The sequence below is a fragment of the Nocardioides sp. SLBN-35 genome (assembly GCF_006715725.1).
In the GTDB taxonomy this organism is placed as follows: Bacteria; Actinomycetota; Actinomycetes; order Propionibacteriales; family Nocardioidaceae; genus Nocardioides.
The window spans coordinates 3,860,910-3,882,969 of the sequence record NZ_VFNU01000001.1; the positions used below are offsets into that span (position 1 = coordinate 3,860,910).

Sequence of the window (22,060 nt, forward strand, 5' to 3'; positions counted from 1 at the left end):
CACACGACTGGACGCACCCCATCAGTGACTCGATAGGTTCGAGTCATGGTCGGACGCATCCCCGTGATCGACGTCGAGCCGGTCCTCGAGGCCGGAACCAGCAACCCCACCGGGGGCGCTCGCCTGCCGGTCAAGGCCAGCCTGGGCGAACCCTTCCCGGTCAGCGCGACCGTGTTCCGCGAGGGACACGACCGCCTCGGTGCCGAGGTGGTGCTGGTCGGGCCGGACGGCGTACGACGACCACCGGTGCGGATGCAGGCGCTGCCGACCCGCGACCGGTTCACCGTGGACCGCTACGAGGCATGGGTGAGCGCCGACGCCGAGGGCCCGTGGTCGTTCGAGATCCACGCCTGGTCCAGCCCGCTCGGGACCTGGTTCCACGACGCCGGGATCAAGATCCGCGCCGGCGTGGACGTGGAGCTGATGTTCGCCGAGGGCCGGCTGCTGTTCGAGCGGGTCCTGGCCGCAGGCGGCCTCACCAAGGCGGAGAAGGCCACCGTCGAGGCCGCGATCGCCGCTGCCACGGACGACGCCAGGCCGGTCGAGGCCCGGCTCGCACAGCTCGAGTCGCCCGAGGTCGTCACCACGCTCGAGGCCCACCCGCTGCGTGACCTGCTCACCGTCGAGGGCCCGTTCCCGGTGTACGTCGACCGGTCCCGTGCGCTGTTCGGCAGCTGGTACGAGCTGTTCCCCCGCTCCGAGGGCGCAACCTACGACCCGGCGACGGGCGAGGTCACCAGCGGGACCTTCCGTACGGCGGCCGAGCGGCTCCCCGCGGTGGCCGCGATGGGCTTCGACGTCGTCTACCTGCCGCCGATCCACCCGATCGGCGAGGTCAACCGCAAGGGCCCCAACAACACGGTGCTGCCCGACGGCGAGGCAACTCCCCCGGACTGGAAGGGCTCGCCGTGGGCGATCGGGAGCAAGGACGGGGGCCACGACGCCGTCCACCCCGACCTCGGCTCGATCCGCGACTTCGACGCGTTCGTCGCCGCCGCCAAGGAGCTCGACCTCGAGGTCGCGCTCGACCTGGCGCTGCAGTGCGCGCCCGACCACCCGTGGGTCGCCGCGCACCCCGAGTGGTTCACGACCCGCGCCGACGGCACCATCGCCTACGCCGAGAACCCGCCGAAGAAGTACCAGGACATCTACCCGGTCAACTTCGACAACGACCCGGCCGGGATCTCCGCCGAGGTGCTGCGCGTCGTACGCCACTGGATGGCCCACGGGGTGCGGATCTTCCGGGTCGACAACCCGCACACCAAGCCGGTCGCGTTCTGGCAGTGGCTGCTCGCGGAGGTCCGGCGTACCGACCCCGACGTGCTCTTCCTGGCCGAGGCGTTCACCAAGCCGCCGATGCTGCAGACCCTCGGCGCGATCGGGTTCCACCAGTCCTACACGTACTTCACCTGGCGCACCGAGAAGGTCGACGTCGAGGACTACCTGCGCGAGGTGTCCCAGGAGTCCGCGCACCGGATCCGGCCGAACTTCTTCGTCAACACCCCCGACATCCTCCACGAGTTCCTGCAGTACGGCGGCCCGGGCGCCTTCCGGATCCGTGCCGTGCTGGCGTCGATGTCCTCGCCGTCCTGGGGCATGTACGCCGGCTACGAGCTCGGCGAGCACGTGGCCGTGAAGCCGGGCAGCGAGGAGTACCTCGACTCGGAGAAGTACCAGATCCGAGTCCGGGACTGGACGGCGCCGAGCCCGCTGGCGGCGTACGTCACCCGGCTCAACGAGATCCGGCGCGCCCACCCGGCGCTGCAGCTGCTGCGCAACCTGCGCCTGCACCGCACCGAGGACGACCATGTCGTGGCGTGGTCGAAGCGCGCGGGCGACGACACCGTGGACGACACTGTGATCGTGGTGCTCAGCCTCGACCCGCACCAGGTCCGCGAGTCGATGGTCCACCTCGACCTCGCGGCGCTCGGCCTCGAGCCTGGCACGTCGTTCACCGTCCACGACGAGCTGAGCGGCAGCGAGTGGACCTGGACCGAGAACAGCTACGTCCGGCTCGACCCGGCGCAGCCGGCGCACATCCTGACCGTGAAGGGGCACGCATGACCACGGCCGAGTCGATCGTCCTGAACGAGGAGCCGGAGTGGTTCCGCACCGCGGTCTTCTACGAGGTGCTGGTCCGCTCCTTCCGCGACTCCAATGCCGACGGCACCGGTGACTTCCAGGGCCTGACCGAGAAGCTCGACTACCTGCAGTGGCTGGGCGTCGACTGCTTGTGGGTGCCGCCGTTCTTCACCTCGCCGCTGCGCGACGGCGGGTACGACGTCGCCGACTACACCGGGATCCTGCCCGAGATCGGCACCGTCGAGGACTTCCACGCCTTCCTCGACGCCGCCCATGAGCGCGGGATCCGGGTGATCATCGACTTCGTCATGAACCACACCAGCGACGCGCACCCGTGGTTCCAGGCCTCGCGCAGCGACCCCGACGGCCCGTACGGCGACTTCTACGTCTGGTCCGACACCGACGAGCTCTACCAGGACGCGCGGATCATCTTCGTCGACACCGAGCCGTCGAACTGGACCTGGGACCAGACCCGCGGCCAGTACTACTGGCACCGCTTCTTCCACCACCAGCCCGACCTGAACTTCGACAACCCCAAGGTGCAGGAGGCGATGCTGGAGGCGATGGCGTTCTGGCTCGACATGGGCCTCGACGGGTTCCGGCTCGACGCGGTGCCCTACCTCTACGAGCGGCCCGGCACCAACGGCGAGAACCTCCCCGAGACGCACGAGATGCTCAAGCGGGTGCGTCGCTTCGTCGACGACAACTACCCCGGCCGGGTGCTGCTGTGCGAGGCGAACCAGTGGCCGACCGACGTCGTGGAGTACTTCGGCGACCCGGAGGTCGGCGGCGACGAGTGCCACATGGCCTTCCACTTCCCGGTGATGCCGCGCATCTTCATGGCCGTGCGCCGCGAGTCGCGCTTCCCGATCTCGGAGATCATGGAGCAGACGCCGGACATCCCGTCGGGCTGCCAGTGGGGCATCTTCCTGCGCAACCACGACGAGCTGACCCTCGAGATGGTCACCGACGAGGACCGCGACTACATGTGGGGCGAGTACGCCAAGGACCCCCGCATGAAGGCCAACATCGGCATCCGCCGCCGGCTCGCGCCGCTGCTCGACAACGACACCAACCAGATCGAGTTGTTCACCGCGCTGCTGCTCTCGCTGCCCGGCTCCCCCGTCCTCTACTACGGCGACGAGATCGGGATGGGCGACAACATCTGGCTCGGTGACCGCGACGGCGTGCGTACGCCGATGCAGTGGACCCCCGACCGCAACGCCGGATTCTCCTCGGCGACACCCGGCAAGCTGCACCTGCCGACCATCCAGGACCCGGTCTACGGCTACCAGAGCGTCAACGTCGAGGCGCAGCTGGAGAACCCTTCCTCGCTGCTGCACTGGACCCGCCGGATGATCCACATCCGCCGCCAGCACGACGCCTTCGGGCTCGGCACCTTCAGCGACCTCGGCGGCTCCAACCCGACCGTGCTGTCCTACGTCCGCGAGCACGACGCGGACGACGTCATCCTGTGCGTCAACAACCTCTCCCGCTTCCCGCAGCCGGTCGAGCTCGACCTGCGCCGGTTCGAGGGCCGGGTGCCGGTGGAGCTGCTGGGCGGCGTCCCGTTCCCCAAGATCGGTGAGCTCCCGTATCTCCTGACGCTGAGCGGGCACGGCTTCTACTGGTTCCGGTTGACGGATCCGGAGACGACCGGGAGGCCGGTGCTGTGACTGCTTCGTTCCTCGCCCCGTTCCTCGAGCACAGCCGCTGGTTCGGCGGGAAAGGACGCGCGTTCGCCGTCACCGGCACCCGCGAGCTGCTGCGCCTCGGGACCGACCCTGAGGTCGTGCTGCTGCTCGTCGAGGTGACGTACGACGGCGCCGAGCGCGAGCTCTACCAGGTCCCCCTGGCGCTGTACGACGAGCCGCAGGACCGGCTCGAGCACGCCAAGGTCGGCCACTGGCCGCCGGCGGAGGACGGGAGCGCGCGGCCGGCGTACGACGCCCTGCACGACCGCGCCGCGACCGCCCACCTGCTGCGGGCCTTCGGCGAGCGGCCGGGGTTCGTGCGGCTGCCCGGCCACGACCTCGACCTGGACGCGCCGGGCTCGCTGTTCAGCGGCGAGCAGTCGAACTCGTCGGTGCTGTTCGGCGAGGACTCGGTGCTCAAGATGTTCCGCAAGGTGACGCCGGGCGAGAACCCCGACATCACCACGCACCGGGTGCTCACCGAGGCCGGGTCGCCCCACGTCGCGCAGCTCTACGGCTGGATCGAGGTCGAGGACCTGCAGCTCGGGATGCTGCAGCAGTTCCTGCGCACCGCCAGCGACGGCTGGGACCTGGCGCTGGCCAGTGTGCGCGACCTGTTCGCCGAGGCCGACCTGCATGCCGAGGAGGTCGGTGGCGACTTCGCCAGCGAGGCCGCCCGGCTCGGCACCGCGCTCGCCGAGGTGCACGCCCAGCTGGCCGAGTCGTTCCCCACGACGTCCGTCGCCGGCGCCGACCTGGCGACCGCGATGGCCAACCGGCTGACGGCGGCCGTCGAGGTGGTGCCGGAGCTGGAGGAGTACGCCGCGTCCGCGCAGGCCGTGTTCGCGGCGGTGGCCGGGCTCGGCGACGTACCCGTCCAGCGGGTGCACGGCGACCTCCACCTCGGCCAGACGCTGCGCACCGTACTCGGCTGGAAGCTGGTCGACTTCGAGGGCGAGCCCGCCAAGCCGCTGGCCGAGCGGGTGCTCCCCGACTCGCCGTGGCGCGACGTCGCGGGCATGCTCCGCTCCTTCGACTATGCGCCGCACGCCGTCGCCGAGTCGATGCCCGAGGAGGATCCGGACGTGCTGCACCAGCGCGGGGTGCGGGCCGACGAGTGGGCGCGCCGCAACCGCAAGGCGTTCCTCGCCGCCTACCTGGGCGGGCAGCCGCTGTGGCCGGCCGCCCGGACGCTGCTGACGGCGTACGTCGTCGACAAGGCGGTCTACGAGTGCACCTACGAGGCGCGCAACCGGCCCACCTGGCTGCCGATCCCGCTGGCGGGGGTCGCTCGGCTGACGGCCGGCTGAGCCTGCGTCTGGCCGCTCGAGCGGTCTGCACCAGATCTCCACGATTCCCGACCACCTCCTGCCCCTGCGGGGCCGTAGCGTGCGGGGCATGAGGACTTCGAGGACCTGGTACGCCGCCGGCGCGGTCGTCGCGCTCGGCACCACGCTCGTCCTCGCCTTCGGCATCGCCGCCCTCGGCATCGTGGGTGACGGCGGCCCACCGGACCTGCTCTACGTCGGTGCCCTGCTGGTGGGCCTCGCCGGCGCCGCGTTGGCGCGGCTGCGCGCGCGGGGCCTGGCGGTGGCGCTGGGCGTCACGGCCGCCGCGGTGCTGCTCGCGGGCGCGGTCGCGGTGTCCTCCGGGCTCGCCGAGGACGCCCAGACGCTCGACGTGCTCTGGCTCAGCGCCGGCTTCGCGGGGATGTTCGGGCTGTCGGCGTGGGCGTTCGAGCGCTCGGACGCCGCCCGCGGGGCTCAGCCGAGGTAGCGTCGCACCGCGGTGGCCAGGGCGGCGGCGTACCGCCTCTGTCCCTTCGCCGAGGTCATCACCCGGGCGTCGGCGGCGCTGCGCATGTTGCCGAGCTCGACCATCGCGGTCGGGACCTCGGACAGGTTGAGGGTGGCGAGGTCGGAGCGGTGGGTGAGGCCGCGGCCGCCGGCGGTGTAGGTGGCGTTGCGGAAGCCGCGTCCGTGGAGGGCGCCGCGGACGGTGCGGCCGAAGGCGGTGGACGCGACCTGGCCCTCGGGCTTCGCGGCGACGATGACGTGGAAGCCGCGGCCTCCGCTGAGCGAGCCGTCACCGTGGATGCTGAGCTTGAGGTCGGCGGGGCGGTCCCAGCCGCGGTACCCGGCGTTGCCGAGCCGGCCGCGGAGGTCGACGCACGGCCCCCAGTCGGCGCGGCTGTTGGTGGTACGGGTCAGGACGACCTCGGCGCCGAGCGCGCGCAGCCGCTCGGCGACACGGCGGGCCACCCGCCAGGTGAAGGTCGCCTCGGGGAAGCCGCCGTTGGTCGCCGTACCCGTGGTGTTGCACGGCTTGGTCTGGCCGTTGCCCGCGGGGACGGGCTGGGCGATCTCGGCGCGGTGGCGGGAGTTGCCGAGCTGGTGGCCGGGGTCGATCACCACCACCCGCCCGGCGAGCGGCAGGTGCGCACGGACGGTCGCCGGGGAGTGTGCCGACGCCGGGGCCGCGGGCGTGATCAGGCCGGTGAGGACGGCCAGGACGGCGAGCACCACGAGACGAGCCATGCCCGCATCATCACACCGGCACGACCGACACAACCGAACGGGCGCCCGGCGACATCTTGGGGGTATGGAGAGTCTCGGGACCGCGCCACCTCCGGCATCCTTCGTCGAGGAGGTGCTGGTGGACGACGAGCGGGAGTACGCCGACCTGTTCGCGGCGCAGTGGCCGCGGCTGTACCGGATGGCGCGTGCGGTCGCGGACGACGCTGCCAGTGCCGAGGATGCCGTCCAGGCTGCCTTCGCGCGCGCGTACGCCTCGTGGGGACGGGTACGTCGGGCCGACAGCCCGGAGGCCTACCTGCGCCGGATGGTCCTCAACGAGATCCTCGGCCTGCGCCGCAAGGCGTGGTCGCGGCGCGAGCGGCCCCATCCGACCGTCGAGACAGGCCTGGTCGCCGAGGCCCATGACGGCGCCGTCGCCGAACGCGACCGGATGTGGGCCGCGGTCCGCGCGCTGCCGCCGCGGCAGCGCGCGGTCATCGTGCTGCGCTACTACGAGGACCTCAGCGAGGAGCAGATCGCACTCGCGCTCGGCTGCTCGCGCGGGACGGTCAAGTCCCAGGCCGCGGCCGCGCTCACCGGCCTGCGCCGATGTGGCGCCTTCACGACGGGAGACGACGAGTGACCATCGAGCTGAGCGACCTGCTCGCCGAGCGGATCGACGACTTCGCGGTGCCTCCCGCGGACCTGTCCACCGCCCGGGCCGCCGGACGTCGGCTGCGCCGGCGACGGCGTACGACGGCCGCGCTCGCCGCGACCACCGTGCTCGCCGCGGGGATCGGCCTGGCCGTCACCCTGCCGGGGACCGGCCACGACGGGCAGGCGGTCCGCGACCCGGCGTACGCCTCCGTGGGGGCGCTCGACCTCACCCACGGTGCCCGCGCGTACGCCGACCCCGGGGTGACGATCCACCTCGGTGGACGCTCGTTCGACTACGGGAAGCTGACCTACCTCGACACCGACGCCGTCGCGACCCCCCGCGGTGTGGTGTTCTTCGACGCCGGCCGGCCGATGCTGCTCGACGCGTCCGGCTCGGTGGTGCGCCTGGTGACGGGTCCGCTCGACGCCCCGGCCGGGTTCCACCCGACGGCGAAGGTCGACGCGCAGGCGCCGCTCGTGGCCTGGGCGACGCTGCGCGAGGGGGTCGCGACGATCACCGTCCGCGACCTCGACACGGGAGCCGACGTGGGGTCCACGACGCTCGACTGCGGGGCGTGCGACGACCTCGTCGTCGACGGGATCGACAGCGGCCGGGTGTTCGTCCGCGACGCGGCCGGCACCCGCACCTGGACCTTTGCGGACGACACCTGGCAGGACTTCGCCCCGCCGAAGACCCGCGTCGCCGACGTACGTGGCGGCGTGGTCCTCTACACCGGTCCCCGGCCGACCGTCCCCGGTGACCTGCGCTTGGTCGAGGGGCCCGGGATCGACGCCCAGCTCACGCTCGACGGCCGCTACGTCCTGTACTGGAGCAGCACCCTCCAGCCGACCGCCCCGGGCGACGAGCCCGTCATCCTCGCCGTCGGTCCGCGCACGCAGCAGGACGGTCCCGCCTGGTACGCCGTCGACACCGACGGCACCGTCCTCGTCGCCACCGCCGACGGCACCGTCCACGACTGCGTGATCGCCCCCGGCAGCTGCACGGAGCTGGACCGGCTGAGCGGGAAGGGCGGGGACCCTCAGTTCATCGGGGTCGACATGTGAGGATCGGGCATGCCCGTCACCAACCCGTGGCTCGCCGGACCCTCGCCCGACGGCGTGCTGCCGCGGGAGCAGCTCGAGGAGCGGATCCTCAACCTGCTCTCCAGCCTGAACACCGCGGTGATCGCGACCGTCGACGCCGAGGGCGCACCCGCCGCCACCCCGGTCCGCTACTTCAGCCTCGGCCTCGAGATCTTCTACACGAGCTGGAACGCATCGCCGAAGTCGCGCAACCTGGCCCGCGACCCCCGCGTCTCGGCCGGCATCGTGGCCCCGCTGGTCGGCCAGGCGAGCAGCCGCGGCGCACAGCTGTTCGGCACCGCCCGCACGCTCGAGCGCGACCACCCCGACGCCGACGCGTACTGGGAGGCGGTGCGCTGGCAGTCCGACCACGTCGAGCGTGGCCGCTCGCTCTCGGAGCCGCCGGCCGACCCGCTCACGGTCATCACGCCGGACCGGATCGTCTACACGGAGCACTGGCTGCGACGCGGCGGATTCGCGCCGCGGCAGACCTGGCGGCGCTGATGCCCGGGGGCGACTTCACGGACCTGCCGTGGATCGCGGCGCCCGAGGAGATGCGCGCGGTCTTCAAGGCCGCGATCCGACGGATCAGACGGGACCGGAAGCGGATGAGCATGGACGACGCCGTCGACATCATCTGGATGGAGAAGCGGCGCCAGGGCGTACAGGCGCCGATCCCGGTACTTCGTGCGCCTGGTCGCCGAGGGGGCCCTGCTCAGCCCATGGCAGAACGTCCAACGGATCCGCCGGCTCCGGCGGGAGCACCGCGGGCTCTGACCGCGACCGGGCCCCCACCTATCACTTGCGTCACAGCAGTCAGGCATTTCCTGCGCTTGTCGGGCGTTGCAACCCCTGACAAGCGCATGAATCCCCGGCCGACCGGGGATTCATGCAACGACCTACAGCAGCTCGACCGGCTCCCGCTCGCCCACGTCCCTGGAGACGGCGCAGTCCCGGTCCTCGACGGCGACGTGCCAGCTCCAGCACAGCTGGCCGGCGCCGACGCCGACGAGGGCGGCGACGGCGAAGCCGAGGGCCGAGCCGCCGATCACGGGTACGACGGCCACCGCGGTGACGGCGTTGAGGACGAGGGCGATGAACGTGGCGAGCGAGACCACGGCGCCGCGGCGGGCCGGGAAGCGGTCGAGGAGCATCAGCTGCATGGTCGGGTACGTGATGCCGTTGCCGAGGGCGATGAGGGACACGCCGATGACGGCCCAGGGCAGCTCGTCGCCGGCTCCGAGGGAGGCGACGAGGACGCCGATCACCCCGCCCGCGAAGGACGTCGTGCAGCCCCAGGAGACCAGGCGGCGGGCGGAGATCCGGCCGGCGGCGCGGCCGCACAGCCACGAGCCGAGCATCATCGAGCCGATCATGGGGACGAACAGCTTCCAGAAGTCGAGCTCGCCCTCGCCGAGGACGTCCACGACGAAGATGGCGGCGCCGCCGATGTAGAGGAACTGGGCGCCGAAGATCAGCGCGGTGGCCCAGCCGAGGCGGTGGAAGGCGCCGACCCGGGCGACCTCGACCAGGCCGCCGAGGACGGCACCGACCTGCAGCGGGACCCGGCGTTCGCGCGGGTGGGTCTCGGGGAGCAGGAAGAGCACGGAAGCGATCAGCAGCACACCCATGGCGGCCTGGAAGCCGAAGATCAGCTGCCAGGGGCCGAGCTGCAGGAGCACCCCGCCGAGCAGCGGTCCGACGGCAGGCGCGAGGCCGAATATGATCGCGACCCGGCTCATCAGCTTCTGCGCCTGCGGGCCGTCGAAGAGGTCGCGGATCACGGTCCGGCTGACGATGGTGGCGCCGCCGGCACTGAGGCCCTGCAGGGCGCGGCACACCAGGAGCAGCGGCAGGCTGCCGGACACGACGCAGCCCAGCGAGGCGAGCACGTAGACCGCGACGCCGCCGACCATCACCGGCCGCCGGCCGACCGCGTCGGACAGCGGGCCGTGGAAGACGCTCATCAGGGCGAACGAGCCGAGGTAGACGGTCACGATCAGCTGCAGCGCGCCGGTGTCGACGTCGAGGTCGCGCCCCATCTCGGGGAACGCCGGGAACGGCGTGTCGATGCTGAAGGGCCCGATCATCGACAGCACCGCCAGCACCGCCGGGACGAGGACGGTGTACCTCCAGCCGATGCGCTCACTCACCCGCGCATCATGGCGCACGGGCTAGACTCAACGAGATGCCGCCCGTCCCGCGCAGCACCTCCGGAACCTCCGTCGGCGAGGTCGACCTTCACCTGATCGGTGAAGGCCGGCACGAGCTCCTGTGGCACGTCCTCGGTGCCCACGTCCGCGAGGAGCCGGAGCCAGGCACCAGCTTCGTGGTCTGGGCCCCCAACGCCCGCAACGTCAGCGTGGTCGGGGACTTCAACGGCTGGGACGGCAACGCCCACCGGCTGCACACGATCGGCAGCGGACTGTGGGAGCTGTTCGTCCCGGGCGTCGGGTCCGGCGCGTCCTACAAGTACGTCGTCGAGGGTGCCGACGGTCTGTGGCGGCACAAGGCCGACCCGATGGCCTTCCATGCGGAGGCGCCACCCGCGACCGCCTCGCGCGTGTTCTCCAGTACCCACACCTGGACCGACGACGCCTGGCTCGCCGCGCGTGCCGCCCGGCAGCCGGTCAACGAGCCGATGGCGACCTACGAGCTCCACCTCGGCTCGTGGAAGCGCCACCCCGACGGCTCCTTCTGGTCGTACGACGAGCTGGCCGCCGACCTCCCGGCGTACCTCGCCGACCTCGGCTTCACCCACGTCGAGCTGATGCCGGTCATGCAGCACCCGTTCGGCGGCTCCTGGGGCTACCACGTCACCGGCTACTTCGCCCCCGACGCCCGCTTCGGCGACCCCGACGGCTTCCGCCGCCTCGTCGACGCCCTGCACGGCGCGGGCATCGCGGTGATCCTCGACTGGGTGCCCGGGCACTTCGCGACCGACGACTGGGCGCTGGTGCGCTTCGACGGGACCCCGCTCTACGAGCACCCGGACCCGCGGCGCGGCTGGCACCCGGAGTGGGGCTCCCACATCTTCGACTTCGGCCGCCCCGAGGTCCGCAACTTCCTCGTCGCCAACGCGCTGTACTGGCTCGAGGAGTTCCACGTCGACGGTCTGCGCGTCGACGGTGTCGCGTCGATGCTCTACCTCGACTACGGCCGCAAGGACGGCGAGTGGACGCCCAACAGGTACGGCGGCCACGAGCACCTCGAGGCGGTCCAGCTGCTGCAGGAGCTGAACGCGACGGCGTACAAGCGCGTGCCCGGCATCGTCACCATCGCCGAGGAGTCGACCGCGTGGCCGGGCGTGACCGGCGCGACGTCGGGCGGCGGGCTCGGGTTCGGGTTCAAGTGGAACATGGGCTGGATGCACGACAGCCTGCGCTACCTCGCGCACGACCCGATCCACCGCTCCTACCACCACGGAGAGATGGCGTTCTCGCTCGCCTACGCGTTCTCCGAGAACTACGTGCTCCCGCTCAGCCACGACGAGGTGGTCCACGGCAAGGGCTCGCTGGTGCGCAAGATGCCCGGCGACCGCTGGCAGCAGCTCGCCACGCTGCGCGCCTACCTCGCCTACATGTGGGCCCACCCCGGCAAGCAGCTCGTGATGATGGGCACCGAGCTCGCCCAGGAGACCGAGTGGGCAGAGGCCCGCGAGCTCGACTGGTGGCTGCTCCAGAAGCCCGACCACGCCGCGTTCCGCGACTTCGTGCGCGACCTCAACGCCCGCTACCGCGAGGAGCCCGCGCTGTGGCGCCTCGACAACGACCCCGCCGGTTTCGGCTGGATCGACGCCCAGGACGCCGGCCACAACGTCTTCTCGTTCGTGCGCCGCTCCGGTGACGCCGGCACGCCCGACCTGGTCTGCGTCACCAACTTCGCCGCGGTCCCCCACGACTACCGGCTCGGCCTCCCGGTCGAAGGCGAGTGGGCCGAGCTGCTCAACACCGACGCGACGACCTACGGCGGCAGCGGGGTCGGCAACCTCGGCGTGGTCCACGCACGGGCGGCAGGTCCGCTCGAGTCGGGCGCGCCGGGCGGAAGCCCGGCGTACGCCGACCTCGTGGTGCCCCCTCTCGCCACTCTCTGGTTGCGCTCACCCGTAGGGTGAGCGCGTGCCCGAGTCCGAGATCAGCCACGCCACCGTCGACGACGGCGTCGCCCGGCTGACCTGGACCTCTGACCTGACCGAGCGCGGCTGGCAGGCCGCGGTCGACGTCGTACGCCGCCAGGTGGCCGAGGCCCTCACCGACCACGAGCGGGTCGAGGTGAAGGTCGCCATCGACGACGCCGAGGCGCAGCGGATCGCGACCTGGTCGGGGATGCGGCGTGAGGGCGTGCAGCGCGGTCGCGCGGGCGACGTGGTGGTCTACGCACGGCTGGTCGACGACGTGCCGGTCCACGAGCCGGGCGGGTTCCGTGCACTGCTCAACTCGTTCCTGCCGCGCAAGCGCGGGATCGGCCAGATGCTGGTGCGCGACTGCGACGGGTCCGACGGTTCCGAGCCGCGGGTGCTCATGTGCAACCTGACCTACAAGACCGACTGGGACCTGCCCGGCGGCGTGGTCGAGGTCGGCGAGTCGCCGCGGGTCGCGGTCGCCCGTGAGGTCGAGGAGGAGCTCGACCTCACGATCGATGCCGGAGCGCTGCTGCTCACCGACTGGCTCCCGCCGTGGGGCGGCTGGGACGACGCCCTGTGCCTGGTCTTCGACGGCGGCGTGCACCCCGCCTCGATCGTGCAGCAGGTCGTCCCGCAGCCACGCGAGATCAAGACGGCCGACTTCCTCACCCTCGCCGAGATCGACGAGCGGGCGGCCGACTTCACCGCCCGGCGGGTGCGGGCTGCCCTGGCGAGCCTGGCCGGGACGGGTCCGGCGTACACCGAGTCGGGGCGCTGACCACCGGCGCCCCATCCGAATTGGTCGCAGAATCGCCCCGATCGCGACCAATTCGCATGGGGCGCGCTGACACGGCAACCCCGAGCACCAGCACCGCTCCCCCGACCAGCTCGGCCGGCGCCGGGACCTCGTCGAGCAGCGCCCACGCCGATCCGATCGCGACCGGCGGGACGAGCAGGATCCAGGGCACCACCGCGGCCGAGGGGTTGCGTGAGAGCAGGGTGTTGAAGATCCCGTAGCCGACCAGCGAGGCGAGGCCGGCGGTGTAGAGCGTGGAGACCGCCGCCCGCCAGCCGAAGGCGCCGAGGCCGTCCGCGACCGCGGCCGGGCCGTCGACGACCAGGGAGAGCAGCACCAGCGGGACGGGTACGACGAGCGCCGACCACACGGTCAGCGACAGCCCGCCCGTGGCGCCCGAGGCGCGCGAGACGACGTTGCCGATCGCCCACATCAGGGCGGCCGACAGGCACAGCAGCAGCGCCACCGCGGGGACGTGACCGCCGCGGCCCAGGCCGACCACGACCAGCCCGGCGACGCCCAGCACCACGCCGAGCACCTGCGGGCGGGTCGGCCGCTCACGCAGCACGGCAGCGGCGATGAGGATGGTGAGCACCACCTGCGCCTGGAGCACCAGCCCGGCCAGCCCGGGCGGCATCCCGGCGTCCATGGCGACGTACAGGAACGCGAACTGGCCCAGCGACATGAACGTCCCGACCGCGGCGACGGTGCGCCACGGCACGGGCGGCGGGTCGAGCAGGAACACCGCCGGGACGACCACGGCGAGGAAGCGCGCCGCAAGGAACAGCAGCGGCGGAACCTCGCCCATCCCCCAGTCGATGACGACGAAGTTGAAGCCCCAGATCACGGCCACCAGGGCGGCGAGGGACTGGTCACGGCGGCTCACGTCGTCCATCGTCCCGCCCGCGACCTTGAAGCACCAGCAAACAGATCTGGCGCAGACGATGTAGCGTTCCTGCATGATCGATCTGGACGCGCTCGCCGGACTCCGCGCCGTGGCCACCCACGGCTCGGTGGTCGGGGCGGCCGCGGCGACCGGGTACACCCCCAGCGCCATCTCCCAGCAGGTCAAGCGGCTGGAGAAGCAGACCGGCGCCCCGCTGCTCGAGCGGGTCGGCCGCGGGGTGATGCTCACCAGCCACGGCCAGCACCTCGTCGACGCCGGCGAGCAGGTCCTCGCCGACCTCGAGCAGCTCGAGGCCTCGCTGCAGGAGCGGGCCGGTGTGGTCGCCGGCCGGATCCGGCTGGCCGCCTTCTCCACGGCGATGCGCGGCCTGGTCGCGCCGATCGCCCGCAGCCTGCACGACGCCCACCCCGGCCTGACGCTCACCCTGCGCGAGGCCGAGCCGTGGGACGTCGTCGAGCTGGTCGCCAGCGGCCAGGTCGAGCTCGGGATCGTGCACCGGTGGGGCGGGGTGGCGCTCGCCGTACCCGACCACGTCCTCGCCACACCTCTCCACGGCGACGTGGCCGACCTGATCGTGCACCGCGACGACCCGCTCGCGACCCGGCGCACGGTGACGCCGCACGATCTCGTGGACATCGGCTGGATCGCCACGCCCGAGGGCACGATCTGCCGTCAGTGGCTCTCGCGGATGTACGACGGCACCGGACGTCCGCCACGCATCGCCCACGTGTCCGCGGAGTTCGAGTCCCACCTCGCCCTCGTGCGGGCCGGGCTCGGCGTCGCACTGGTGCCGCGGATGGGGCGGGCGGCGCTCGGCGAGGACCTGGTCGCCGTACCGGTGGCCGATCCGGAGCCGGTGCGCCTCGTCGACGCCCTGCACCGGCGCACGATGGCCGACTCCCCCGCGGTGCGCGCGGTGCTCGCGGCGTTCGACGGAGTGCGGCCCTCGGGCGGCTGAGCCTCAGCCGCGCAGCACGGCGAAGTCGCCCAGTCCGATCCGGATCGTGAAGGTGCGCCGGGCGAGCAGCCAGCGCTCGCCGTCGCGGACCCAGCGGTCGTCGTACTCACCCATGCACTCGTAGAACGAGCCCTCCATCGGGCCGGCGCCGACGTGGTGGACGCGTGCGTAGGTGAGGGTGCGGGCCCGGTCGCCGTCGACCTCGACGCGGTGGTTGCCGAGCAGGTGCTGGGTCGGGCCGACGCCGTCGAGGTGGGCGCGCATCTGCGCGACGATGGCGGCGGGACCGCCGTCCTTGCCGTAGCCGTGGGCGTCGGCGGTGAACGCGCCGGACACTGTGTTCCAGTCGCGCCCGTCGATGGCGGCGGCGATCTCGGCGAGGCGCTCGATCAGTGCTGCGCGGTCGTCCATGGTGGGTTCCTCTCGATGAGAACGCCGGTGCCCCGGTCGCACGAGCGGCCAGGGCACCGGCTGGGTCAGGCTGGGGGTGAGGCTGGGTCAGCTCACTTGCTGAGCCACGCGTCGTCGAACAGCACCGCGGTCTGCGTGGTGGGCGTGATGCCGTGCACGTTGTCGTTCCACGCCTCGAGGAAGCCGCCGAAGCCGACGTTGAGGTAGACCGCGTCCTTCTTCCACAGCTCCTCGATCTTCGCGAGCGTGGCGCCACCCTCCTCGGGACCGTCGGCGGCGCGCAGCTCGGCGAGCAGGCCGTCCATCTCCGGGCTGGCGTAGCGGCCCGGGTTGGCGCCCGAGGTGCTGTCCATCGCGGTGTCGAGGGCGGCGTACGGGTCGGAGTCCGGGATGCTGTTGGACCCGCGGGCGAGATCGAAGTCGCCGTCGACGTACACCTTCTTGACGACGTCGCCCACGGCGGAGACCAGGTCGAGCTGGACGTCGAAGCCGACCGCGTCGAGCATCGCCTTGATGGCCACGGCGCCGGACTTGGACGTGGCGTCACTGAGGCCGACGTAGTGGAGCTTGCCGTCGAAGCCGTCGGCCTTGGCCTCCTCGACCAGCTTCTTCGCCGCGGCCGGGTCCGTCTCGACCGGCTCGACGCCGGTCTTCCAGATCGACGTGGCGCCCATCAGGCCACGGTCGGCGAGCACGTCGCTGCCGGTGGTGCGCTCGAGGAAGGTGTTGGCGTCGAAGGCCAGCTCGACCGCCTGGCGCACCCGGACGTCGGCGGTGGCCGTGCCCTCGCGGTGGTTGAAGTTGATGGTCGGCACACCGCTGACGGCGCTCATGTTGCCGGCGTAGCCCTTGGCGACCAGGTCCTTGACGACCTTCTCGCTCGACACGTAGACCGCGTCGACCTCACCGGCCTCGAGGGACTCCAGCTTGGTCTGGTCGGGGCCGAGCTGCAGGAACTCGATCTTGTCGAGGTGCGGGCGCCCGCCGAAGTAGTCCTCGTTGGCCTTCACCACGGTCTTCTCGCCCGGCGCCTGGCTCTCCAGCACGAACGGACCGGCACCGATCGGCTTGAAGCTCGCCGGGTCGGCGTACGCCGCGGGGGCCAGGATCAGGCCGGGCCCGGCCGCGAGCAGGCTGGGGAAGCGCGCCCATGCCCCGTTGAAGGTGAAGGTGACCGTCGACTTGTCGGTCGCGACCATCGACTTCAGGTTGGCGCCCAGGATCTGGCCGTGCAGGCCCCGGTTGGTGATGAAGCGCTGGATGCTGGCCACGACGGCGTCGGCGTCGAGGGCGGTGCCGTCGGTGAACTTCACGCCGTCGCGCAGAGTGAGCGTCCAGGTGATGTTGTCGTCGCTGGCGAGCGACTCGGCCAGCTGCGGGTCGTAGCCCTTGGTCTCGGGGTTGTAGCGCATCAGGGTGTCGTAGATCGACGCCATCACGTTGAGGCCGGTCGAGCCGGTCGGGTAGGTCTTCGTGGGGTCGAGGACGACCGCCTCGGAGTACTCCGCCATCCGCAGGGTGCCACCGTCGACGGGCTCCCCCGGGTCCTTCTCCGGGTTGACGAGGCCGTCCTTGTACAGGTCCTGAGGCGACGTCCTGGCGCCGGAGGAGTCCTTGTCCCCGTCGTCGCTGCTGGCGCAGGCCGTGGCGGCGAGAGCGGTCGCACACAGGGCCGCGGCCATCCGCGTGCGCACGGAAATGCGTGTCTTCACTGTTCACTCCAGGTGGGTCTCGTACTGGGGCTGTCGGGCGCCTGCAGGCCCCCGGTGGCCTGTGCGTGGCGTCACACTAGGAAGACGCCCGCCCGACGAGTCGGCGCGATTCCCACTCAGCGGGCATCCGAGCGCAGCGCCCGTCCGAGGTACGAGGACGGACGCTGGTCAGCGAGGAGGTCGAGGAGCGCCGGCGAGCTCGCGCCGCGAAGCAAGCGAGATCGCGGCGCGTCACGAGACCAGGCGAGATGCTGCCGGGACTGGTCCGGGGAGTGTTGGCGAGAGCACAGCAGGGGGTCTCGAGACGGTCGCTGCGCGACCTCCTCGACCACCGGAGTCACTGCGCGACCTCCTCGACCACCGGAGTCGCTGCGCGACCTCCTCGACCACCTCAGGGCAGCAGCGCCTGGCGTCCCTGCTCGACGAACTCCTTCTCGATGGCGTCGCGTCCGTCGTCGTCGAGGAGCCGGAACTGCGCGGTCCGGCCCACCCGCACCCACACCGGATCGGTGGTGTTCCACGCCGCGCGGCGCAGCGGGGCCTTGTCGATCTTGCCGCTCCCGGTGAGCGGCATCCGGTCGACGACACGCACGTACGCCGGCCACCACTTGGCGCCGAAGTCCGGCTGGGCGGCGAGGTGCTCCCCGAACGCGACGGGGTCGAAGGTGGCGCCGGGCTCGAGGTCGACGGCGACCATGACGCTGTCGCCGGTGCGCGGGTCCGGTACTGCGAACACCGGTGCGGCCGCGATCCACGGCAGCCGCTGGACGACCCGCTCGACCGGCGCGGCGGAGAAGTTCTCGCTGTCGACGCGCAGCCAGTCCGAGGAGCGGCCGGCGAAGTAGAAGAACCCCGCCTCGTCGCGGTAGGCGAGGTCGCCGGACCAGAAGTCGTCGCCGCGCACCCGGTCGGCCATCGCGCCCGGGTTCTTGTAGTAGCCCTCGAAAGAACCGGCCATGCCGACGGCGACCATCTGCCCGACGGCGCCGCCGTCGACCAGGCGGCCCTGCGCGTCGAACCGCGCGCGGGGGCACTCCTGCCCGGTGTCCTCGTCGAGGACCCGGACGTCGACGTCGCCGGCGGGCAGGCCGAGCGAGCCGACGGGGGTGTCGGGCGTGCGGTTGATCCGGAAGACGCCCTCACTGAGGCCGTAGCCCTCCATCACCTCGCAGCCGAAACGCTCGGTGAACCGGGCGACATCGGCTTCGGAGGCCTCGGTGCCGAACGCCAGCTCCAGGGTGCTGGTGCGGTCGCGCGGGTCCTCGGGGCGGGTCAGGACGTAGGACAGCGCCCGGCCGACGTAGTTGACGTAGGTCGCGCCGTGGCGGTGAATGTCGTCGGCGAACGCGCTCGCGGAGAACTTGCGGGTCATCGTCACCGTGGCGCCGGTGGCCATCGCGGGAGCGAGGTTCATCATGACGGCGTTGCCGTGGAACAGCGGCATGCACAGGTAGGTGACCGAGTCGCGGCGCATCCGGACCCGGCCGACGATCGCCTCGGTGAGCCGGCCGAGCCGGCCCTGGCCCACCACGACCGCCTTGGGGGCGCCGGTCGAGCCGGAGCTGAACAGCAGCATCGCGAGGTGGTCCGGTCCGGGCACCTCCGCGGTGTCGGGCACCGGTGCGCCGCGGTACGGCGCCAGCCACTCGTCGTACGCACGGTCGTCGACGTCGAGCACCCGCAGGCCATCGAGGTCGGACGCGAGGTGCCGCAGGCGGCCTTCGGTCACCACGAGGTCGACGTCGGCGTGCCGGGCGTCCTGGGCGATCTCCGGGCCGCTGCGGCTGGCGTTGAGGCCGACCACGACGGCGTCGGCGAGCGAGGCCGCGGCGATCCAGAAGACGTAGTCGGGCACGTTCTCGAGCAGCACCCCGACGTGGACCTGGCGCCCCTCGGGGGTCGGTACGGCGGCCCGGAGCGCCGCGGCACGCACGGCTCCCTCGCCGACCACCTCGTCCCAGGTCCACTGCCGGTCCTCGAAGATCAGGCCCGTCTTGTCGTCGCCGGCCCGGCTCGCCACGATCTGCGCGAAGGTCTCCATCACACTCTCTCCTCGGCCGACGGTCGCGTCGGCATCTCGATTGTCTCGGGTCTCTCGGATCGTTCGGGGTCGACCTGCCGGGTCCGCCCCAGGACCAGGCAGGTCAGGGCGGCGAGCAGCGAGAGGCCTGCTCCCGCCAGGCCGCCGGCGACGAAGCCGGACTCGCTCGTCTGTCGCCCGCTGTCGGCGAACCCGGCGAGCACGGCCAGTGCCAGCGCGCTCCCGGTGGACATGCCGAGGAAGCGCAGGACCAGGTTGAAGCTCAGCGCGCTGCCGGTCTCCGCCGGCGGCACGAAGCGCACCATCAGCCACGGCATCGAGTTGAACGTCATCCCGCTGCCGAAGCCGCCGATCACGACGGCGAGGGTGACCTTCCACAGCGCGTCGTGCCCGAGGGCGAGCGCGAGGTTGGCGGCGGCGAACAGCAGGCAGCCGCAGGCGAGCAGCACGTCGGACGCCACGAACCTCCCCAGCCACAGGGCGATCCGGGAGCCGAGCACGCTGGTGACGGCGTACGGCGTCAGCATCAGGCCGGCCACGGCGACCGAGCGGCCGAGCCCGTAGCCGTGCTCGCCGGTGGTCTGCACGAGGATCATCGACAGCGACAGCAGCACGAACATGCCGAGCGCGGCGAGCAGCCCGCACACGTTGGCGACCAGCACGCCGGGACGCACCGCCACCCGCAGGTCCACCAGCGGCCGCTCCGCGCGCAGCAGCCACCAGCCGCAGGCGAGGTACGCCAGCAGCCCGCCGCCGAGCAGCCCGAGCGTCAGCGGCGAGGTGGTCCCCCACGCCTTCGCCTGCGTGACGGCGAACAGCACCGCGGCGGTGGCGGCGCTCAGGAGCACCGCACCGAGCCAGTCGACGCCGCGCGGTGCCTCCTCGTCGCTGTCCGGTACGACGACCAGCGCCACGACCAGCGCGGCGGCGGCCAGCGCGCACGCCCAGCCGAAGGCGCCCTTCGTGCCGGCGAGGGTCGCGACGAACGCGGTGACCGGGAAGCCGAGCCCGGCAGCGGTGACGTTGGCGACCGAGATCGCCGCCACCGCGCCGCGGACCTTCTCCTCGGGCAGCTCGCTGCGGGCGATCGAGAACGCCAGCGGCACGATCGCGAACGCGAGGCCCTGCAGGATCCGGCCGGCCAGCAGCGGGACGAACCCGAGCGGGAGCGCGCCGAGCGCGGTGCCCACCACGACGAGCACGAGGCAGCCGAGCAGCGCCGGCCGCCGGCGACGCCCGGCACCGAGCCGCCCGACGACCGGGCACACCACGGCCGCGGTCACCAGGGTGGCGGTGATCGCCCACTGGGCGGTGACCAGCGAGACGCTCTCGGTGCGGGCGATGCCCGTGACCAGCGGGGTGCCGAGGCTGCCCACGACGCCGGTGACGGTCGTGACCAGCAGGATGCCCGGGAGCATCCAGCGGCTCTCCCGGGCATCGCTGGGGGCGGTCAGTCGACCCACGCGTCGTCGAGCAGGATCATCGAGTTCGCGCCGCCGGTGATGCCGTGGACCTTCGTGGTCCACACGCTCAGCTCGGAGAACGGCCCGAAGGTGACGAACGGGACGTCCTCGTTGACCTGCTCCTGGAGGGCGGTGATCGCCTTCAGCTGGTCGTCCTTCGTGGTGGCGGCCTGGAACGCGGCGATGTGCTCGTCCATGGCCGGGCTGGTGTACATCCCGTAGGTCTGGGTGCCACCGCTGTGCATGGTCGCGTACATCCGGGCGAACGGGTCGGCCTCGACGAAGTTGATGCTCCAGCCGGCCAGGTCGTAGTCACGCTCCACGGCGATCCGGGTGATCTGCTCGGAGATGGTGCGCGCCGGCTTCGGGTCGAGGGTCATCCCGACCGCCTCGAGCGACGCCTTGACCGCCTGGGTGGCGGCCCGCGACGCGGGGTCGGTCCCGTCGACGTACCTGATCACGCCGTCCCAGCCGTCCGCCTTGGCCTCCTCGACGAGCTTCGTCGCCTCCGCGCGGTCGGGCGCGAGCCCGGCCGCGTCGGTGTGCCACACGGAGTAGTCGGGGAACAGGTCGGAGGACGCGATGCCGGTGCCGCCGAACATCCGCTCCCGCATCAGCTCGGGGTCGATAGCCAGGGCGATCGCCCTGCGGACCCGGACGTCGTGGCCGGCAGCGCCCTCGGAGGCGTTGATGATGGCGACGTTGCTGGCAGCACGCATGTTGACGTATGCGGGCAGCTTCTTGTCCAGCACCTCGTCGACGAGGTCGGGGTCGCGGACCAGGGCCGCGTCGATGTCGCCACCCTCCAGCGAGTCCAGGCTGGTGCGCTGGTCGCCGAGGAAGGCCATCTTCACGCTGTCGAGGCGGGGGGCACCGTCCCAGTAGTCGTCGCGGGCCTCGAGCTCGAGGGACTCGCCGTGCTTCCACTCGCCGAGCGTGAACGGGCCGGCGCCGACGGGCGTGAAGCTGCCGTCGGCCCCCACCGACGACTTGGCCACGACCATGCCGGGCCCGGTGCTGAGGATGCCCGGGAACAGCGGCCACGGGCGCGCCAGCTCGTAGGTGACGGTGTGCGCGTCGGTGGCGGTGGCCGAGGTGACGTTGCCGGCCCACAGCGCGGTCTCGGGCGCCTTCGCGGTGGCGTACCGCTGCTGGCTCCAGACCACGGCCGCGGCGTCGAGCGGGGTGCCGTCGGAGAAGGTGACCCCGTCGCGCAGGGTGAGGGTCCAGGTCGTGTAGTCGGCGTCGTGCTCGATCGACTTCGCCAGGCGCGGCACGAACTCCTGCTCGTCCGGGTCGAAGTTCAGGAGCGTGTCATAGATGTTCGCCATCTCGATGCCGCCCGTGGTCGCGGCGGCGATGGTCACGGTCGGGTCGAGCGAGGTCGGCTCGGTGTAGGCGCCGTACGTCAGGGTGCCGCCGTCGACCGGCTCACCGGCATCGTCGACATTGCGGAAGCCCTCGGCGAGGGCCTTGCCCTGGCCGCGTGGCTTCTTCTCCTCCTGCGAGGCGCAGCCGCTCACGAGCAGCGACGCGGCCACCACGACGGCTGCGGTACGACGCAGTCCCGGGACGGGGATGGACATGGCGATCTCCTTCTGTTGGGGGCTTGCGACC

At 72.0% G+C, this 22,060-nt stretch carries 18 protein-coding genes; 10 read left to right on the plus strand and 8 right to left on the minus strand.

Annotation, left to right across the window (positions count from 1 at the left end; translation table 11 throughout):
- The first annotated feature begins 45 nt into the window (after positions 1–45).
- From FBY23_RS18635 to FBY23_RS18650, 4 genes are all read left to right on the plus strand, one after another.
- Positions 46–2,064, plus strand: coding sequence for an alpha-1,4-glucan--maltose-1-phosphate maltosyltransferase (locus FBY23_RS18635; protein WP_141799506.1), 2,019 nt, complete (start codon positions 46–48; stop codon positions 2,062–2,064).
- The gene (treS, locus tag FBY23_RS18640) at positions 2,061–3,758 is read left to right on the plus strand and encodes a maltose alpha-D-glucosyltransferase (protein ID WP_141799507.1); all 1,698 of its coding nucleotides are present in this window, start codon (positions 2,061–2,063) and stop codon (positions 3,756–3,758) included. The genes FBY23_RS18635 and treS overlap by 4 nt, the downstream gene beginning before the upstream one ends.
- Entirely contained in the window at positions 3,755–5,086 is a 1,332-nt protein-coding gene (locus tag FBY23_RS18645; protein WP_141799508.1) for a maltokinase N-terminal cap-like domain-containing protein, read from the plus strand. The genes treS and FBY23_RS18645 overlap by 4 nt, the downstream gene beginning before the upstream one ends.
- 88 nt (positions 5,087–5,174) lie before the next feature.
- On the plus strand, positions 5,175–5,552 hold the full coding sequence (locus FBY23_RS18650; protein WP_141799509.1) for a hypothetical protein: 378 nt from the start codon (positions 5,175–5,177) through the stop codon (positions 5,550–5,552).
- Here the strand turns inward: FBY23_RS18650 and FBY23_RS18655 are convergent.
- Complete coding sequence (locus FBY23_RS18655) at positions 5,540–6,313, minus strand: N-acetylmuramoyl-L-alanine amidase (RefSeq protein WP_141799510.1); 774 nt, start codon at positions 6,311–6,313, stop codon at positions 5,540–5,542. The genes FBY23_RS18650 and FBY23_RS18655 overlap by 13 nt on opposite strands.
- A gap of 118 nt (positions 6,314–6,431) precedes the next feature.
- On the opposite strand from FBY23_RS18655, the gene FBY23_RS18660 reads away from it, so the two are divergent.
- Genes FBY23_RS18660 through FBY23_RS18670 form a run of 3 tightly spaced genes read left to right on the plus strand, consistent with a single transcriptional unit; the run spans position 6,432 to position 8,536 of the window.
- Complete coding sequence (locus tag FBY23_RS18660) at positions 6,432–6,935, plus strand: SigE family RNA polymerase sigma factor (RefSeq protein ID WP_222117869.1); 504 nt, start codon at positions 6,432–6,434, stop codon at positions 6,933–6,935.
- A complete protein-coding gene (locus tag FBY23_RS18665; RefSeq protein ID WP_141799512.1) occupies positions 6,932–8,014 on the plus strand; it encodes a hypothetical protein in 1,083 nt (360 codons plus the stop codon). The genes FBY23_RS18660 and FBY23_RS18665 overlap by 4 nt, the downstream gene beginning before the upstream one ends.
- A gap of 9 nt (positions 8,015–8,023) precedes the next feature.
- The gene (locus FBY23_RS18670) at positions 8,024–8,536 is read left to right on the plus strand and encodes a pyridoxamine 5'-phosphate oxidase family protein (protein WP_141799513.1); all 513 of its coding nucleotides are present in this window, start codon (positions 8,024–8,026) and stop codon (positions 8,534–8,536) included.
- A 395-nt stretch (positions 8,537–8,931) separates the two neighbouring features.
- Here the strand turns inward: FBY23_RS18670 and FBY23_RS18675 are convergent, their stop codons facing one another.
- Entirely contained in the window at positions 8,932–10,185 is a 1,254-nt protein-coding gene (locus tag FBY23_RS18675; protein ID WP_222117870.1) for a multidrug effflux MFS transporter, read from the minus strand.
- 35 nt (positions 10,186–10,220) lie between these two features.
- Here FBY23_RS18675 and glgB point away from each other — a divergent pair, with 35 nt between their 5' ends.
- Both glgB and FBY23_RS18685 read left to right on the plus strand, forming a co-directional pair.
- A complete protein-coding gene (gene glgB / locus FBY23_RS18680; protein WP_141799514.1) occupies positions 10,221–12,146 on the plus strand; it encodes a 1,4-alpha-glucan branching protein GlgB in 1,926 nt (641 codons plus the stop codon).
- Positions 12,147–12,150: 4 nt separating this feature from the next.
- Entirely contained in the window at positions 12,151–12,933 is a 783-nt protein-coding gene (locus FBY23_RS18685; protein WP_260806085.1) for an NUDIX hydrolase, read from the plus strand.
- Here FBY23_RS18685 and FBY23_RS18690 read toward each other — a convergent pair.
- On the minus strand, positions 12,857–13,846 hold the full coding sequence (locus FBY23_RS18690) for an EamA family transporter (RefSeq protein WP_260806086.1): 990 nt from the start codon (positions 13,844–13,846) through the stop codon (positions 12,857–12,859). The genes FBY23_RS18685 and FBY23_RS18690 overlap by 77 nt on opposite strands.
- A 64-nt stretch (positions 13,847–13,910) precedes the next feature.
- Between FBY23_RS18690 and FBY23_RS18695 the strand changes: the two genes are divergently transcribed.
- On the plus strand, positions 13,911–14,816 hold the full coding sequence (locus FBY23_RS18695; protein WP_141799516.1) for a LysR family transcriptional regulator: 906 nt from the start codon (positions 13,911–13,913) through the stop codon (positions 14,814–14,816).
- Between the two features lie 3 nt (positions 14,817–14,819).
- On the opposite strand, the gene FBY23_RS18700 is transcribed toward FBY23_RS18695, so the two are convergent.
- From FBY23_RS18700 to FBY23_RS18720, 5 genes are all read right to left on the minus strand, one after another.
- Positions 14,820–15,227, minus strand: coding sequence for a nuclear transport factor 2 family protein (locus tag FBY23_RS18700; protein ID WP_141799517.1), 408 nt, complete (start codon positions 15,225–15,227; stop codon positions 14,820–14,822).
- Between the two features lie 92 nt (positions 15,228–15,319).
- Positions 15,320–16,939 carry an ABC transporter substrate-binding protein gene (locus tag FBY23_RS18705; protein ID WP_141799518.1) on the minus strand — a complete coding sequence of 540 codons (1,620 nt, stop codon included), beginning with the start codon at positions 16,937–16,939 and terminating at the stop codon, positions 15,320–15,322.
- 391 nt (positions 16,940–17,330) lie between these two features.
- A complete protein-coding gene (locus FBY23_RS18710) occupies positions 17,331–18,980 on the minus strand; it encodes an AMP-binding protein (protein WP_141799519.1) in 1,650 nt (549 codons plus the stop codon).
- A complete protein-coding gene (locus tag FBY23_RS18715) occupies positions 18,980–20,443 on the minus strand; it encodes an MFS transporter (RefSeq protein ID WP_141799520.1) in 1,464 nt (487 codons plus the stop codon). The genes FBY23_RS18710 and FBY23_RS18715 overlap by 1 nt, the downstream gene beginning before the upstream one ends.
- Positions 20,431–22,029, minus strand: a complete 1,599-nt coding sequence (locus FBY23_RS18720) for an ABC transporter substrate-binding protein (protein WP_141799521.1) — start codon at positions 22,027–22,029, stop codon at positions 20,431–20,433. The genes FBY23_RS18715 and FBY23_RS18720 overlap by 13 nt, the downstream gene beginning before the upstream one ends.
- Between the last annotated feature and the right edge of the window lie 31 nt (positions 22,030–22,060).